At 62.8% G+C, this 13,966-nt stretch carries 14 protein-coding genes and 1 pseudogene; 5 read left to right on the top strand and 10 right to left on the bottom strand.

Going from position 1 to position 13,966, the window contains the following annotated elements:
• Window positions 1-67: 67 nt before the first annotated feature.
• The gene (locus SynA1528_RS13085) at window positions 68-349 is read right to left on the bottom strand and encodes a DUF3134 domain-containing protein (RefSeq protein WP_186587111.1); all 282 of its coding nucleotides are present in this window, start codon (window positions 347-349) and stop codon (window positions 68-70) included.
• 23 nt (window positions 350-372) lie between these two features.
• Between SynA1528_RS13085 and SynA1528_RS13080 the strand changes: the two genes are divergently transcribed.
• Both SynA1528_RS13080 and SynA1528_RS13075 read left to right on the top strand, forming a co-directional pair.
• A complete protein-coding gene (locus SynA1528_RS13080; RefSeq protein WP_286187842.1) occupies window positions 373-606 on the top strand; it encodes a hypothetical protein in 234 nt (77 codons plus the stop codon).
• Complete coding sequence (locus SynA1528_RS13075) at window positions 606-1,817, top strand: argininosuccinate synthase (RefSeq protein WP_186587109.1); 1,212 nt, start codon at window positions 606-608, stop codon at window positions 1,815-1,817. The genes SynA1528_RS13080 and SynA1528_RS13075 overlap by 1 nt, the downstream gene beginning before the upstream one ends.
• On the opposite strand, the gene SynA1528_RS13070 is transcribed toward SynA1528_RS13075, so the two are convergent.
• The 4 genes from SynA1528_RS13070 to SynA1528_RS13055 all read right to left on the bottom strand — a co-directional run bounded on the left by SynA1528_RS13070 (window position 1,809) and on the right by SynA1528_RS13055 (window position 4,057).
• Window positions 1,809-2,177, bottom strand: a complete 369-nt coding sequence (locus SynA1528_RS13070; protein WP_186587108.1) for a hypothetical protein — start codon at window positions 2,175-2,177, stop codon at window positions 1,809-1,811. The genes SynA1528_RS13075 and SynA1528_RS13070 overlap by 9 nt on opposite strands.
• 40 nt (window positions 2,178-2,217) lie before the next feature.
• Window positions 2,218-2,601 (bottom strand): 30S ribosomal protein S6, encoded by a 384-nt coding sequence (rpsF, locus tag SynA1528_RS13065; RefSeq protein ID WP_186587107.1) that lies wholly within the window; start codon window positions 2,599-2,601, stop codon window positions 2,218-2,220.
• A gap of 77 nt (window positions 2,602-2,678) precedes the next feature.
• The gene (locus SynA1528_RS13060) at window positions 2,679-3,161 is read right to left on the bottom strand and encodes a Tic20 family protein (RefSeq protein WP_186587106.1); all 483 of its coding nucleotides are present in this window, start codon (window positions 3,159-3,161) and stop codon (window positions 2,679-2,681) included.
• A 26-nt stretch (window positions 3,162-3,187) separates the two neighbouring features.
• The gene (locus SynA1528_RS13055) at window positions 3,188-4,057 is read right to left on the bottom strand and encodes a shikimate dehydrogenase (protein WP_186587105.1); all 870 of its coding nucleotides are present in this window, start codon (window positions 4,055-4,057) and stop codon (window positions 3,188-3,190) included.
• Between the two features lie 115 nt (window positions 4,058-4,172).
• On the opposite strand from SynA1528_RS13055, the gene dnaK reads away from it, so the two are divergent.
• The gene (gene dnaK, locus SynA1528_RS13050) at window positions 4,173-6,083 is read left to right on the top strand and encodes a molecular chaperone DnaK (protein ID WP_186587104.1); all 1,911 of its coding nucleotides are present in this window, start codon (window positions 4,173-4,175) and stop codon (window positions 6,081-6,083) included.
• A 76-nt stretch (window positions 6,084-6,159) separates the two neighbouring features.
• Here dnaK and pstS read toward each other — a convergent pair.
• From pstS to psbQ, 3 genes and pseudogenes are all read right to left on the bottom strand, one after another.
• Window positions 6,160-7,167: pseudogene (gene pstS / locus SynA1528_RS13045) on the bottom strand (phosphate ABC transporter substrate-binding protein PstS).
• Window positions 7,168-7,227: 60 nt separating this feature from the next.
• Window positions 7,228-8,316 (bottom strand): NAD(P)/FAD-dependent oxidoreductase, encoded by a 1,089-nt coding sequence (locus tag SynA1528_RS13040; RefSeq protein ID WP_186588530.1) that lies wholly within the window; start codon window positions 8,314-8,316, stop codon window positions 7,228-7,230.
• Complete coding sequence (gene psbQ / locus SynA1528_RS13035) at window positions 8,313-8,762, bottom strand: photosystem II protein PsbQ (protein ID WP_186587103.1); 450 nt, start codon at window positions 8,760-8,762, stop codon at window positions 8,313-8,315. Before psbQ ends, SynA1528_RS13040 begins: the two co-directional genes overlap by 4 nt.
• 72 nt (window positions 8,763-8,834) lie before the next feature.
• On the opposite strand from psbQ, the gene purU reads away from it, so the two are divergent.
• A complete protein-coding gene (gene purU, locus SynA1528_RS13030) occupies window positions 8,835-9,689 on the top strand; it encodes a formyltetrahydrofolate deformylase (RefSeq protein ID WP_186587102.1) in 855 nt (284 codons plus the stop codon).
• Window positions 9,686-10,951: an O-antigen ligase family protein gene (locus SynA1528_RS13025; protein WP_186587101.1), complete on the top strand. Its 1,266-nt coding sequence runs from the start codon at window positions 9,686-9,688 to the stop codon at window positions 10,949-10,951. The genes purU and SynA1528_RS13025 overlap by 4 nt, the downstream gene beginning before the upstream one ends.
• Here the strand turns inward: SynA1528_RS13025 and SynA1528_RS13020 are convergent.
• Window positions 10,890-12,455, bottom strand: a complete 1,566-nt coding sequence (locus SynA1528_RS13020) for a B12-binding domain-containing radical SAM protein (RefSeq protein WP_186587100.1) — start codon at window positions 12,453-12,455, stop codon at window positions 10,890-10,892. The genes SynA1528_RS13025 and SynA1528_RS13020 overlap by 62 nt on opposite strands.
• A 56-nt stretch (window positions 12,456-12,511) precedes the next feature.
• A complete protein-coding gene (locus SynA1528_RS13015) occupies window positions 12,512-13,954 on the bottom strand; it encodes a ClC family H(+)/Cl(-) exchange transporter (protein ID WP_186587099.1) in 1,443 nt (480 codons plus the stop codon).
• Between the last annotated feature and the right edge of the window lie 12 nt (window positions 13,955-13,966).

Genomic DNA, 13,966 nt, shown 5'->3' with positions numbered 1-13,966 from the left:
ACGGAAGTGGCCTGTGCGCTGGGACCCTAGAGGAGCTGTTCGAATGCGACCAGGGAAGGATTGGACGTCAGTCCTCCCACTGCTCTTCGTTCTGCTCATCAGCGTTGTTGTAATCCTCTTTCTCACCCATCAGCGCTGACAGTTCTTCCTCTTCAACCGTGCTCACTTCAGGAGAACCGGATTCCTCGTCAGCCACCAGACGGCCACTGGCTTCCAGCCAGGTGAGCAGATCAGGTTCCTCGCGCAGGGGCAGCACCGGTGCCGGATCCCTGCGTCCATAGCGCGTCAGGGAGGGGTTGATGCTGTCGAGAACGCTCATCGTTGAGGGGACAGTCCAATCCACCAACATAGTTCATGCCCTTGAACACAACCATGCGGGACGTTGTGGTGCTGCTGATCAGCTGGGGTTCGGCGTTGCTGATCAGCCTTGGCCTGCGCTGGTGGGGTGATCAGCATCCCGCTGCCCTTCAGGCGCCCTGGGCTGTTGTTCTGGCCATCGTGCTGCTGCCGGCATTGTTGATGGCGGGCTGGGTGCTGTGGTCTGCAGCAGGGCCTGGGGACGGTGAAGGGGGAGAATCAACCGATTCTGATCAGGAGACCCATTGATGGGCCGCGCCAACAAGGTGGTTCTCGCCTACTCCGGCGGGGTGGATACCAGCGTCTGCATTCCCTACCTGAAGCAGGAGTGGGGTGTGGAGGACGTCATCACCTTCGCTGCTGATCTTGGCCAGGGCGATGAGCTGGAACCGATTCGTCAAAAGGCCCTGGATGCCGGTGCGAGTCAGTCCTTGGTGGGAGATCTGATTCAGCCCTTCATCGAGGAGTTCGCCTTCCCTGCCATCCGCGCCAATGCGCTGTACGAGGGTCGCTATCCCCTCTCCACGGCACTGGCCCGGCCGTTGATCGCCCGTCGACTGGTGGAGGTGGCCCGTGAGGTGGGTGCAGACGCTGTGGCCCATGGCTGCACCGGCAAAGGAAATGATCAGGTGCGCTTCGATGTGGCGATTGCCGCGCTCGCTCCCGATCTGAAGGTGCTGACACCTGCCAGGGAGTGGGGGATGAGTCGCGAAGAGACCATTGCCTACGGCGAGCGCTGCGGAATTCCGGCACCGGTCAGCAAGAAATCGCCCTATTCGATCGACCTCAACCTTCTGGGTCGCAGCATCGAGGCTGGCCCGCTTGAGGATCCGATGGTGGCGCCTCCGGAGGAGGTGTTCGCCATGACGTCACCGGTGTCGGAGACGCCGGATGCGGCTGAGGAGATTGAGATCGCTTTTGAAGCCGGTAACCCCGTCGCCATCAATGGCCAGAGCCTGGATCCGGTGGCGATGATCAGGGAAGCCAACCGTCTGGCCGGCAGCCATGGCATCGGTCGGCTCGACATGATCGAGAACCGGGTGGTGGGGATCAAATCCCGCGAGATCTACGAAACGCCAGGCTTGCTGCTGTTGATCCAGGCCCATCAGGAACTGGAGAGTTTGACGTTGGCCGCGGATGTGCTGCGCAGCAAACGTCAGCTGGAGATGCAGTGGGCTGATCTGGTGTATCAGGGCCTGTGGTTCGGGCCGCTGAAGGATGCTCTGGACGGTTTCATGGACTGCACGCAGCAGCACGTCAATGGCGTCGTGCGCCTGCGTCTGCACAAGGGCAGCGCCACGGTCATCGGTCGCGGCTCAACCCAGAGCAGCCTGTATGTGCCTGAGATGGCGTCCTATGGCAGCGAAGACAAGTTTGACCACCGCGCCGCCGAAGGCTTCATCTACGTCTGGGGATTGCCCACCCGTCTCTGGGCTGCATCGCAACGGACATCAGGCTGATCGCCGTCGTCCGAAACCACGAAGTCTCGGCAGACGGAACAGAGGGAACCTGATCAGATTGTTCGGACGACGCACCGCGCTCTGCACCTCTGAAGGAGGCAGAGCCCGCTGGTCAGGGTCGTGTTTCTGTGGTTCCAACTGTTCGGCCAGCAGTTGGTAGCGCTCCATCAAAGGCTCCAGACGCTGCTGGAACTTGCGTTCGAACAACTCAGGCAGATCATCAAGAAGCTGCTCGTAGGCCTTGATCTGCTCTTCCAGCGCATCAATGCGTCGTTGCAGCATCTGATGATCTGTTGACCGTGGCGCCTGTGGCATCCAGCGCGGTTGCGGAGCCTGATGCTGCTGGGCGTCATGGGTCATGAACCGACGCTATCGCCGGTCCATGACGACGACAACCGTGTCAGGATGCGGCTTCTGAGCTGGCTGCGGCCTGTTCCTGAGGAGCGGGAGCCGGCTCGCTGCCGGGAACCACCCGTGGTGCGGGCAGAGGACCCTCCTGCTTCACCGTGAGGTAGCGGATCACGTCCTCACTGAGGCGCATGGCCTTTTCCAGCACGGCCACCTGCTGGCCATCGCCGTTGTGGCTCAGCTGCACGTAGATGCCTTCCTTGTGCTTATCGATGGGGTAGGCCAGGCGACGCTTACCGCGCATCTGGTTGTCCAGCACTTCAGCGCCGGCTTCCACCAGCATGTCTCGGTATTTGGTGAGGTGGCTCTCAACTTCCTCCTCCGGAATGTCCGGACGAAGGATGTACATGGTCTCGTAGTACGGATCGAGCGTCATGGGCTGTGCCGACGGGGACTTCAGGCTCACCTTGGTGAGCGACGGATCCAACACCTTATCCCCCGGACCTCCCTGCCTCAGTAGAGCTGCATGCGGACCGCCTGGCTGATGCCCGGCAGATCGGGTTCGCGGCCCCGCAGGCACTCCACAAGTGAGAAGACCAGGATGGCAAGCACGGCGACGACCACGGCGCTGGAGAGCGTGCTCAGCAGCAGACTTCCGGCGGCGATCGGCTGCAGCAACAGGCGGAAGCCGATGCTCAGCACAATCAATGCAATGTCGGTGAGCAGAGCCTGCAGAGCGTTGAAGCGCAGGAAGTAAGGGACGTTCGGATTGCGCACCACAGCAAGGAAGAGCACGAAGAACAGCAGCAGGCCCCCCAGACCGAAGGGAATGCTGCGTTCCAGTTGCATCAGGGGCAAGGCCGGCAACACAAACGGTCTCAGCAGTGGGTACTGAAGAAACAATCCGTCAGGGGCGAATCCAAGGGGTATGGCATCACTCCACGGCAGCAGATACATCAACGGCGCGACCAGTCGCTGCCAGAGGGGGGGTTCCATCGTCAGCCCTGATCAATCCGCTGACGCTAATGGCTTAAAGCGGCTTCAGCCGCCTGTCGCATGGTGTCCATGGGAACGTCATTGACGCCGCTCCAAAGCCTCAGGGATGCGGCACCCTGTTGCACCAGCATCTCCAGCCCGTCGATGCAACGGTGCCCTCGCCCCTGGCCCCAATGCAGCCATGCGGTGGGACGCGGGGTGTAGATGAGGTCGTAGAGGGTGGCCTGATCCGCAAGCCTGTCCCAGAGATCAGAACTGAGGGGCATGGCGGTGGCGTCACCATGCAGGGCCATGCCCACCGGCGTGGTGTTCACCACCAGATCTGCTGTGGCCAGCAGCTCACCCACGGCGGGGTCCGTTTCAAGGCAGCTGCTCAGCGGGGCGCTCTCCAGCTGCAGGTCAGCGATGAAGGTCAGCAACGCTTCCGTGCGTCGTCCGATCACTTGGATCGACGACAGTCCAAGGGACTGCAAGCCAGCCACCACGGCCCGGGCGGAGCCGCCGCAACCGAGCACCACGGCCTGCTGGTTTTGCCAGTGTTCGCGGCCGCCGAGGGGCGCCAGAAACCCTTCCACATCGGTGTTTGTGCCCCGCCAGCCATCCTTGTCGTCGGGGATGAGTGTGTTCACCGCCTGAAGCCGACGGGCAGGCTCGCTGAGCTCGCTGCAGAGGCTGGTCACAGCCTGCTTGTGGGGGATCGTCACATTGAGTCCGCGGCAGCCCACCGCCCTGAGCCCCTGCAGCACTTCAGGCAGGGTCTCCCCCTCACAGGGCAGAGCCAGGTACCGCCAGTTGAGCCCCAGCTCTTGCAGTGCTGCGTTCTGCATCGCAGGGGAGAGCGAGTGCTGCACCGGGTTGCCGAGCAGCCCCACCAGGCCAGTGCTGCCGTTGTTCATGGCCTCGTCGGAATGCCCGCCCAGCCTGCCTGTTCGGGAACCACACCTCGCCTGGGGCAGGGTCTCCTGATGAAGATAACGGGGTTTCGTTCATCCCTTCAGGAGGTGGCCACCGATGGGCAAGGTTGTCGGCATTGACCTTGGCACCACGAACAGTTGCGTGTCCGTGATGGAGGGTGGCAAACCCACCGTCATCGCGAACGCCGAGGGTTTCCGAACCACGCCCTCCGTCGTGGCATACACCAAGAACCAGGACCAGCTGGTCGGTCAGATCGCCAAGCGTCAGGCGGTCATGAACCCGGACAACACGTTTTATTCCGTCAAGCGCTTCATCGGCCGTCGTGTTGATGAAGTGAATGAGGAATCCAAGGAAGTGAGCTACGGCGTCGAGAAGGCCGGCGCCAACGTCAAGGTGAAGTGCCCTGTTCTCGACAAGCAGTTCGCCCCTGAGGAGGTGTCTGCCCAGGTCTTGCGCAAGCTGGCTGAAGATGCCGGTAAGTACCTCGGTGAGAACGTCACCCAGGCGGTGATCACCGTCCCCGCCTACTTCAACGATTCCCAGCGTCAGGCCACCAAGGACGCCGGAAAGATCGCCGGCCTCGAGGTGCTGAGGATCATCAACGAGCCCACCGCAGCGGCTCTGGCCTATGGCCTCGACAAGAAGAGCAACGAGCGCATCCTTGTTTTCGACCTGGGCGGCGGCACCTTCGACGTGTCCGTGCTCGAGGTTGGTGACGGTGTTTTCGAGGTGCTCTCCACCTCCGGCGACACCCACCTGGGTGGCGACGACTTTGACAAGGTGATCGTTGATCATCTGGCTGAGACCTTCAAGTCCAACGAAGGCATCGATCTGCGTCAGGACAAGCAGGCTCTGCAGCGCCTGACCGAGGCGGCTGAGAAGGCCAAGATCGAGCTGTCCAGCGCCACCCAGAGCGAGATCAACCTGCCGTTCATCACGGCCACGCCTGAGGGTCCCAAGCACCTGGATCTCACCCTCACCCGGGCCAAGTTCGAAGAGCTGGCCGCCAACCTGATCGACCGCTGCCGCATCCCTGTGGAGCAGGCGCTCAAGGACGCCAAGCTCTCCTCCAGTGAGCTGGACGAGATCGTGATGGTGGGTGGTTCCACCCGCATTCCGGCCGTGCTGGAGCTGGTGAAGCGCACCACCAGCAAGGACCCCAACCAGACCGTCAATCCTGACGAGGTGGTGGCCGTCGGCGCCGCCATTCAGGGCGGTGTGCTGGCCGGTGAGGTCAAGGACATCCTGCTGCTGGACGTCACGCCTCTCTCCCTGGGTGTGGAAACCCTGGGTGGCGTGATGACCAAGATGATCACCCGCAACACCACGGTCCCCACCAAGAAGACCGAGACCTACTCGACGGCTGTGGATGGTCAGACCAACGTGGAGATCCACGTGCTCCAGGGTGAGCGCGAAATGGCCTCCGACAACAAGTCGCTCGGAACCTTCCGTCTCGATGGCATCCCTCCGGCCCCCCGTGGTGTGCCCCAGATCGAGGTGACCTTCGATATTGATGCCAACGGCATCCTCAGCGTCACCGCCAAGGACAAGGGCAGCGGCAAGGAGCAGTCGATCTCGATCACGGGTGCCTCCACCCTGTCGGATTCCGAGGTGGACAAGATGGTGAAGGATGCCGAGGCCAACGCCAGCGCCGACAAGGAGAAGCGCGAAAAGATCGACCTGAAGAACCAGGCCGAGACCCTCGTTTATCAGGCTGAAAAGCAGATGGGCGAGCTGGGTGACAAGGTCGAGGCCGATGCCAAGGCCAAGGTCGAGGAGAAGCGCACCAAGCTCCAGGAGGCCGTCAACGCGGAGGATTACGACGCGATGAAGACCTTGCTGGAGGAACTGCAGCAGGAGCTCTACACCGTGGGTGCTTCCGTCTATCAGCAGGAGGGTGCTGCGGGTGGAGCCGCTCCCGGTGGCGACGCAGGAGCCGGTGCTGCCCCCGGCGGTGGTGACGCCAGCGATGACGTCATCGATGCCGAGTTCACCGAGACCAAGTGATCGCTTGACGCGTCAGCCATGAAAAAGGGGGCCCATGGGGGCCCCTTTTTTTATTCTGGTTCTGATCAGGTGACGATCATTCGCTGATCTTTTCGACAGCAGCCAGGGACTTCTCCACAACACCTTTGGGGAGGCTGACGTAGCCCAGTTCAGGCGCCTGGGATTGGGCTTTGTCGGAGAGCATGAACTCGAAGGTCTTCTTCAGTGCAGCCGTTTTGTCGCCGTTGCCGGTTTCGTAGGCCAGCACCCAGGTGAAGGTCACGATCGGGTAGCCCGCGGGGGGGTTGGGGTTGCCACCGATGAGGTCAGGACCGATGTCGATGGAGTCGAGGGCAGCACTTTCGGTTTCGTTGGTGGGCTTCACCAGTTCGCCCGAGGCGTTGGTGACGGCTGCAGCCTGGAGCTTGCCTTTGACGTAGGCGGCTTCCACATAGCCCACACCACCTGGGATCTGATTCAGCTGGGCAGCCACACCTTCATTGCCCTTCGAGCCAACGCCCGTGGGCCACTTGATGGATTTGGCGGCGCCGGGGCCATTCTTCCACTCATCGCTGATGGCGGACAGGTGCTTGGTGAAGTTGTAAGTGGTGCCGGAACCATCGGAACGACGCACCACGGTGAGCTTCTGGTCTGCGCAGCCAAGTTCACTGAAGTTCTTGATCTTGCCAAGGAAGATTCCAGCCAGTTGTTCGGTGGAGAGCTTGAGGTCACACCCTTAGAGGTTGCAGGCCACAGCGATCGCGCCAGCCGTCATCGGGATCTGCAGCACGCCCCGATCCACCTTGGCGATTTCGGCTTCCTTCATCGGTTTGTCCGATGCACCGAAATCCACGGTGTTGGCCGTGAACTGTCGAACACCAGCACCGGAACTGACGGATTGATAGTTCACGGTGACGCCTTCAGGCTGAAGTTCCTGGAACCAGCGCTGGTAGATGGCTGCCGGGAAGGAGGCGCCGGCGCCGTTGAGTTTTCCGGTGACCTTGTCATCTCCGCCGCCACCACCGCTGGAGCAGGAGGCAAGGGTCATGGTGGCGCTCAGGCCGGCGATGGCAGCCAGGGCACGAAAGCTGTTGGAACGACGCATGGGTTCGGATGCACGGGGATGTGACCATCGGGACCGTATGCACTGCAGGGGAAGACAGCGCTAAGCGCCGGTAATCGGAAGGTTGTGATTGAGTTCAGCTGCGATCCATTCAGCACTGGCCGGCAGCAGCAGCACACCGTTGCGGTAATGACCACTGGCCAGCAGCAGACCGGGCTCGAGCTGCTCAAGAAGTGGCGCTGGCCGCTCCACCGGCCTGGCCCGCAGGCCACTCCAGTGCTCAACCACCGTGGCGGATTTGAGCCAGTCCGGGGCCTTGCCGTGGAGGGAACGCATTAAGGCCAGGGGGTCTTCGGCCGCTTCACTGCCCGGTTCAACGGTGGCCCCCAGCAGCAACTGATTCGGTCCATCGGGGATGAGGTTGACGCCTTGATCCACCAGGACCGCAGGCCATTGCTGCCAGTTGATGGGCGCTTCCTTCAATTCCAACCGCAGGGCCTGGCCCAGCACCGGCGTCATGGGCCGGTCGTGATCAAGAGGTGCCAGCAGTGCTGAGCTGGCTAGGGCTGCGCAGATCACCACAGCAGCGAAGTCGTCCCGTTGGCCTCCGGTCCTCACCACACGCCAGCCGGAACGGTGACGCTCGAGGGTATCGACTGGTTCGGCCACCTGAGTCACCTGATGCTCCTCAAGAGCACGCCGCAGGGATTGCTGCAGTTTCAAAGGATCCACGCGACCGTCTTGTTCGGAGCGCAATCCACCGTGTTCCGCTCTTGGCCAGATTGCGTCCAGTTCTGCAGGGGAAAGGCTTTTCAGCCCAAGCTGTTGGCGTTGTGAGGCCAGACCGTTGAGCCGGATTCCGGTGGCTTCATCACCAGCAACTTGCAGCAGCGGGGTTTGTAGAGCCAGTTCCGGCACGAAGCGTTGCAAGCGGTTGATCCAGAGGGGCCAGAGTTCCATGCTGCGTTTTCGCAGCCGCCAGCCACGACCACTGGATCGACGGAAGACGTGCCCCATGAGCACGCCCAGGGACGCGGTGGTGCCGTTGAGTTCGGTGGAAGACCTTGTCCTGCTGACTCGCTGTGTCAGGCGGGGATCGTAGATCGTCACCGGGTGGCCGAGAGAGGCCAGGTGCCAGGCGGTGCCAAGGCCGAGGGAGCCGGCACCGACAACGGCGACTGGACGGTTCAGCTGAAGGCCTCAGCTGGGATCACGTCGGAATAGGCGTCGAAGCTGGCCGCCAGATTGCTGTAGGACCGTTGCAGACGGGAGCCATCCTGCAGGCGAGCCGCTTCGTCGAGGTCGGCCAGGGCTTCCTTGAGTTTGCGGGCGATCTTGTCGGCGTCCTTGCGCTCAGAGCGATCCAGGCGCTGATTGATGTACGACATTTCACGGCCGACTTCCTGCATGGGTCCGTGCAGAAGGTTGCGCGTGAAGACCCAGTCCTCATCACTCACCAAGCGGGCCAGATCAGGCAGACGTGACTTGGTGGCTTCAAATGCTGCGGCCTGTCGGCGGATCACCGCCAGGTCGTCTGGATTGATGCCAGCAGCGTTGACAGCAGCCGGGGCCATCAGACCCAGGCTCAACGCGACGCAGAGGCAGATCGCGGCCAGGCGGCGCAGGGCCTTCAGCATGGTCAGGAAAAAATCTTAGAGACTTTAACCAGCTGGTTCTGCGCGGGAGAATTTGCTTTTCAAACCTTCGTCGTGCGTGATGCCACGGTGATCCTGCAGTTGATCTGCCCGGACCGTCCTGGCTTGGTCAGTGAACTGGCCGGCTGGGTGGCTGCCAACGGCGGCAACATCCGCCATGCCGATCACCACACCGATGCGGGGGCCGGGTTGTTCCTCAGTCGGATCGAATGGGATCTCGATGGGTTCGGTCTGTCACGCGTCGCCCTGCCGGAGGCCGCTGCGGCCCTGGGGACGCGACTGAATGGTCAGGCTCAGCTGCACTTTTCCGATGACGTGCCTCGGGTGGCGATTTTCGCCAGCAAGCAAGCCCATTGCCTTCAGGATCTGCTGTGGCGTGTGCAGAGCGGTGAACTGCCGATGCAGGTGCCCCTGGTCATCGCCAACCACCCGGATCTCGAACCTCTCTGTGCCGGATTCGGGGTTCGTTTTGTCTGCGTCCCCGTGGTCAAGGCAGCCAAACCAGAAGCTGAGCAGAGGATGCTGGAGCTGCTGGAGGAGAACCGGATCGAACTCGCCGTGCTCGCCAAGTACATGCAGGTGCTCAGCGGCGACTTTCTTCAGCGTTTCCCGGATGTGATCAACATCCACCACTCTTTTTTGCCGGCCTTCAAGGGGGCGCAGCCCTACCACCGGGCCTGGGAGCGGGGGGTCAAATTGATCGGGGCCACTGCGCACTACGTGACTGAGGACCTCGACGACGGGCCGATCATCGAGCAGACCACCGTGCCCGTCAGCCACCGTGACGATGTCGATGACCTGATCCGCAAAGGACGTGACACAGAGCGGTTGGCGCTGGCACGGGCCCTGCGGATGCACCTTCATCGACAGGTGATGGTGTATCGCGGCCGAACTGCGGTGTTTGCATGATTAGAGATCGGCGCATCGGGGGTCGGGCGTTCCGACTCGGATTGTTGTTTCTGCCCTCCAGTGCCCTGCTTGCCGCGATTGGGCTGTTCATCGCCTGCATCAGCGGCAGTCGTGGTCGGGTGCAGCCGCTGTGGCGGGATCGCTGGTGCCAGCCGCTGCTGCTGGCCGGGGTGTTGATGCTGATCGGGGCCTGCCTGGCCGAGAACGCCGGCCTGGCCTGGGCAGGTCTGGCCAATTGGTTGCCCTTTATCTGGGCGTTCTGGGCCTTTCAACCTCACCTCGAGGGGTCCAGCCAACGTCGACAGGCGGTGTGGATGCTGCTGGCGGGCACTCTGCCTGTGCTGGTGACGGGATTCGGCCAGATGCTCCTGGGTTGGCAGGGTCCCTGGCAGGTCGGTGGCGGGGCGATCATCTGGTTTCTGCATCCCGATGGCCGCCCGATCGGTCGCCTGTCTGGATTGTTCGATTACGCCAACATCACCGGCGCCTGGCTGGCGGTGGTCTGGCCTCTGATGCTCGCGGCCGTGCTTCGCCCCGATGGCTGGCCTCGCCGTGGTGGGGCCCTGCTGCTGTCCATGGCCACGGCGATGGCTGTGCTGCTCACCCAGTCACGCAACGCCATGGGTGGGCTGGTGCTGGCCCTCCCCTTCGTGCTCGGGTCCTGGCAGTGGCTGTGGTTGCTTCCCCTACTCCTGCTTCTTGCTTCACCCCTTCTGCTCGCTGTTCTGCCGGGGGTTCCCGCCGGGCTGCAGCAGTGGGGGATGCGCCTGCTGCCGGATCAGGTGCTGGTGCGGGTTCTGGAAAGTCAAGGGGAAACCGCCTGGAAACACACGCGTTTGGGTCAGTGGCAGTACGCCCTGCAATTGGTGGCTGCCCGCCCTTGGTTCGGATGGGGTGCCGCCGCCTTCAGCGTTCTTTATCCAATTCACGCTGCCAAGCGCTGGCATGGCCATGTCCATAACCTGCCGCTGGAGCTGGCCGTCAGCCACGGACTGCCGGTGATGGTGTTGATTGTCGGCACTGTCCTGGTGTTGCTGATGCTGACTGCACGGCGCGGGATGTTGCAGAAGCCTCCTCTGGAGCGGGCCTGGTGGGCGGCCACGTTGGTGCTGGTGGTGATGCATGCCACCGATCTGCCGCTGTTTGACAGCCGCCTCAACATCCTTGGCTGGACCCTGCTGGCAGGGCTTTATGCGTTTATTAGGGAGTCAGAGCCTGATCGTGATGGTCTCGCAGCTTCTCCGGAGCGAGTGGACCCCTGAGTTGGATCCAGGGCAGGACCCGGGAGGGTTCCCAGGTCGCATGAATCACTTCATCCCAGGGGGGCGGTGCCGGTAGTGGATCTCCTGGCGGTGGATCCAGCTCGCCGCTGAGGGCTGCTCGATAGGCCTTCTTCCATCCGCCGATGCTCTCTCGGGCGTCGCCGACGGCGGCGATCACCGGGGCCAGGCGTCGGTCGCTGCGGGACAGCAGGGCCTGGATCACGCTCCAGCCGTAGCTCTCTGGGCGGAACTCAATGCCCTTGGGTTTGACTTTCTTCGCCAGCCGTTTCAAGCGTTTGTCCGCTTCCGGCCGCACCCCTTGCCATTGGAAGGGGGTCTGCGCCTTGGGCACGAAGGTGCTGACGCCAAGGGTGAACCGCAGCCCAGGGGTGCCTTTTTTCAGGGTCAGCAGCAGATCGGCGGTGGCGTCCACATCGGCATCGGTTTCCGTGGGCAACCCGACCATGCCGTAGAGCTTCATGCCTGACAGCCCGCCTTGCTTGGCGTGCTGGGCGGCGGCATGGATCGCTTCGGTGGTGAGTTTTTTGTTGACCACCTCCCGCATGCGTTCGCTGCCGCTTTCGATGGCAATTGTGAGTGACCGACTGCCGCGTTTGGCCAGAATCCGTCCCAGTTCAGGGGTCACCGTGGAGGCCCTCACGGAACTGACGCTGATCCGCGTGCCGTCGAAGCGGTCCTGATCCAACCACTGGAGCAGATCGGAGAACTGGGGATGCTGGGTCACCGAGGCGCCCAGCAGTCCAAGCCGTTTGGTGGCGGTCATCCCCTTTTCCACCGCTGGAATCAGACCGTCGTCCAGGGATGGTGTGCGGAAGGGGAGGGTGAGATAGCTGGCCAGACAGAAGCGGCACAGTTCCGGGCAACTGCGCACGACTTCCACCATGTGAATGTCGGGCCAGGCGGCCTCCGGTGTCACCACCGTGGAGTGGCTGAGGGTATTGCCGCGCCAGGTCTGCTTTTCGACCATGGCCGGAACGTCCGGATCGACGGGTTCCACGGCCATCAGTTCCCCGTCGGTGTCGTACCGCGGTGCATAGAGCGCCGGTACGTACACACCGGGCACCTGAGCGAGGTGTCGCAGGCGTACCTGGCGGTCAGCCCCACGGCACTGCTGGAGGGCATCGATGAAGGCGGGCAGCAGCAGCTCTCCATCCCCGAGCAGCACCGCATCAAAAAAGGGAGCCAACGGTTCAGGGTTGGCGGTCAGGACCGGACCGCCACCGAAGACGATCGGATCCTGATCGCGACGCTCCGCGGCCCAGATGGGGATGCGCTGGTTCTGCAGCAGTTCCGGCAAGACGGGGCCATCCAGCTCCCAGCTCAGGGACAGCCCGAACAGGTCGCAGTGGCGTGGCAGGGGATCACCCTGATCCGTGAACAGGCGCCGCACATCCACATCGCTGCGGCGCGCCAGGGTCGCCCAGACGATCTGATAGCCAAGGCTTGTGATCCCCACCGAATAGGTGCTGGGGAACGCCAGCACGGCCTTCAGGGCATCGGGTTCCGGTGTGGCCGGATCGAACAGCAGGGTTTCCTGATTCAGTTGCTGTCTCCTGGGGGGCCGGGGGGAGGAGGTGGTGTGAACGGGCGGCGATGACGGTTGATCCGCTGCTGCATTCGCTCTTCAGACGCCAGTTCCATGCCCATCTGACGGTCGTAGATGGAGTGGGGGTTGAACAAGCGGGCCACCAGGAAACTCATCAGAGACGCCACGAGGATCGGTTTGAGGATCAGCAGGTCCTTGGTGAGGGCAAAGGCCAGGAACATGGCGGAAATCGGTGTGTGGGAACACCCCGCCACGAAGGCCCCCATGCCCGCAAACACATAGGTGGTGGGGACATGGCCCGTGAGGGCCTCCACCCAGATTCCACAGGCCAGACCGATGGCACCGCCAAGGGTCAGCATCGGCATGAACAGTCCCCCAGGAGCCCCTGATCCGGCGGCCAGCCCGGTGCTGAAGAACAGCACCACAAAGCTGGCCAGGGCGAGGCCGACGTCTGCTTTACCGGCGCCGATGAGGTACTTCAGCTCCGAGGGGTTGTGAAAGGTGTCGGGAAGGGCGGCGTAGACGCAGCCAAGAACGAGCCCGCTGAGGGTCATGCGCAGGATCAGCCGGTCGCCGAACCAGCGGTTTCCCTGTCGCTGCATGGCCAGCACATAACGGGTGTACAGCTCCGCCAGCACCCCGACCACGGCTCCCAGGGCGATCAGGTACAGCAGATCGATGGGCAGAAATTTCACCAACGGTGTGTAGGCGCGCTCCAGCTGGAAGCCCGTGGTGCCGCTGAGGCCGGATGATCCAGGGTTCAGGCCGAGAAAGCCCAGCACATCCGCCCAGGTGTCTGCGGAGAAGGTGGTGATGAGCACCAGCAGCAGCACCACCGGCCTGGCGGAGTGCAGCAGCTCCTCGATCGCGTAGATGAAGCCTCCGATGGGTGCACTGAACACGGCGGCGATGCCGGCGCCACCTCCGGCGGCCACGATCATGCGGCGAAAGGCCGCCGGTGCTCGAAGCCAGCGGGACATCTGCCAGGCGACGGAACCACCCATCTGCACGGCTGGACCCTCGGGGCCGAGGGGAAAGCCACTGCCGATGGCGATGATTCCGGCCACGAGCTTCACCAGCCCCACCCGCAGCCCCATAGGCACAGCCCTGTGGCGCAGAAATCCCATGATGTGAGTGATGCCGGCGCCTCCGGCAGCAGGGGCCAGATTGCTGATCAACCATCCGGACACCAGTCCACCGAATCCCCCCAGAGCAGGCAGCACCACCCAGGCTGGAAATTCATTGAGCAGCTCCAGCCGCCAGTCCCTGAGCAGGTTGATCCCACCGGTGAACAGCAGTCCGGTGATGGCTGCTCCGAGGCCAGTGAGTGCCAACGCCAGAACCACCACCAGCCAGCGGCGTTCCAGCAACCTCTGAATGCTGCGGCTGGACCCCAGCAGATGGCGTCGTCGTTTCGGCTCGCTCAGGGTGGGCACAGGGTGATCTCG

The sequence above is a fragment of the Synechococcus sp. A15-28 genome (genome assembly GCF_014280175.1).
Classification (GTDB): Bacteria; Cyanobacteriota; Cyanobacteriia; order PCC-6307; family Cyanobiaceae; genus Parasynechococcus.
The sequence above is the reverse complement of the archived record's forward strand: the minus strand, read 5'-3'. Positions and strand labels throughout refer to the sequence as shown.

Bases quoted from the DNA above. Each gene is read 5' to 3' on its own strand.
- SynA1528_RS13070 (WP_186587108.1), bottom strand. From the start codon at position 2,177: ATGACCCATGACGCCCAGCAGCATCAGGCTCCGCAACCGCGCTGGATG.
- psbQ (WP_186587103.1), bottom strand. From the start codon at position 8,762: ATGCTGAAGGCCCTGCGCCGCCTGGCCGCGATCTGCCTCTGCGTCGCG.
- dnaK (WP_186587104.1), top strand. From the start codon at position 4,173: ATGGGCAAGGTTGTCGGCATTGACCTTGGCACCACGAACAGTTGCGTG.
- SynA1528_RS13075 (WP_186587109.1), top strand. From the start codon at position 606: ATGGGCCGCGCCAACAAGGTGGTTCTCGCCTACTCCGGCGGGGTGGAT.
- SynA1528_RS13080 (WP_286187842.1), top strand. From the start codon at position 373: ATGCGGGACGTTGTGGTGCTGCTGATCAGCTGGGGTTCGGCGTTGCTG.
- SynA1528_RS13060 (WP_186587106.1), bottom strand. From the start codon at position 3,161: ATGGAACCCCCCCTCTGGCAGCGACTGGTCGCGCCGTTGATGTATCTG.
- SynA1528_RS13025 (WP_186587101.1), top strand. From the start codon at position 9,686: ATGATTAGAGATCGGCGCATCGGGGGTCGGGCGTTCCGACTCGGATTG.
- rpsF (WP_186587107.1), bottom strand. From the start codon at position 2,601: ATGACGCTCGATCCGTACTACGAGACCATGTACATCCTTCGTCCGGAC.
- SynA1528_RS13085 (WP_186587111.1), bottom strand. From the start codon at position 349: ATGTTGGTGGATTGGACTGTCCCCTCAACGATGAGCGTTCTCGACAGC.
- SynA1528_RS13055 (WP_186587105.1), bottom strand. From the start codon at position 4,057: ATGAACAACGGCAGCACTGGCCTGGTGGGGCTGCTCGGCAACCCGGTG.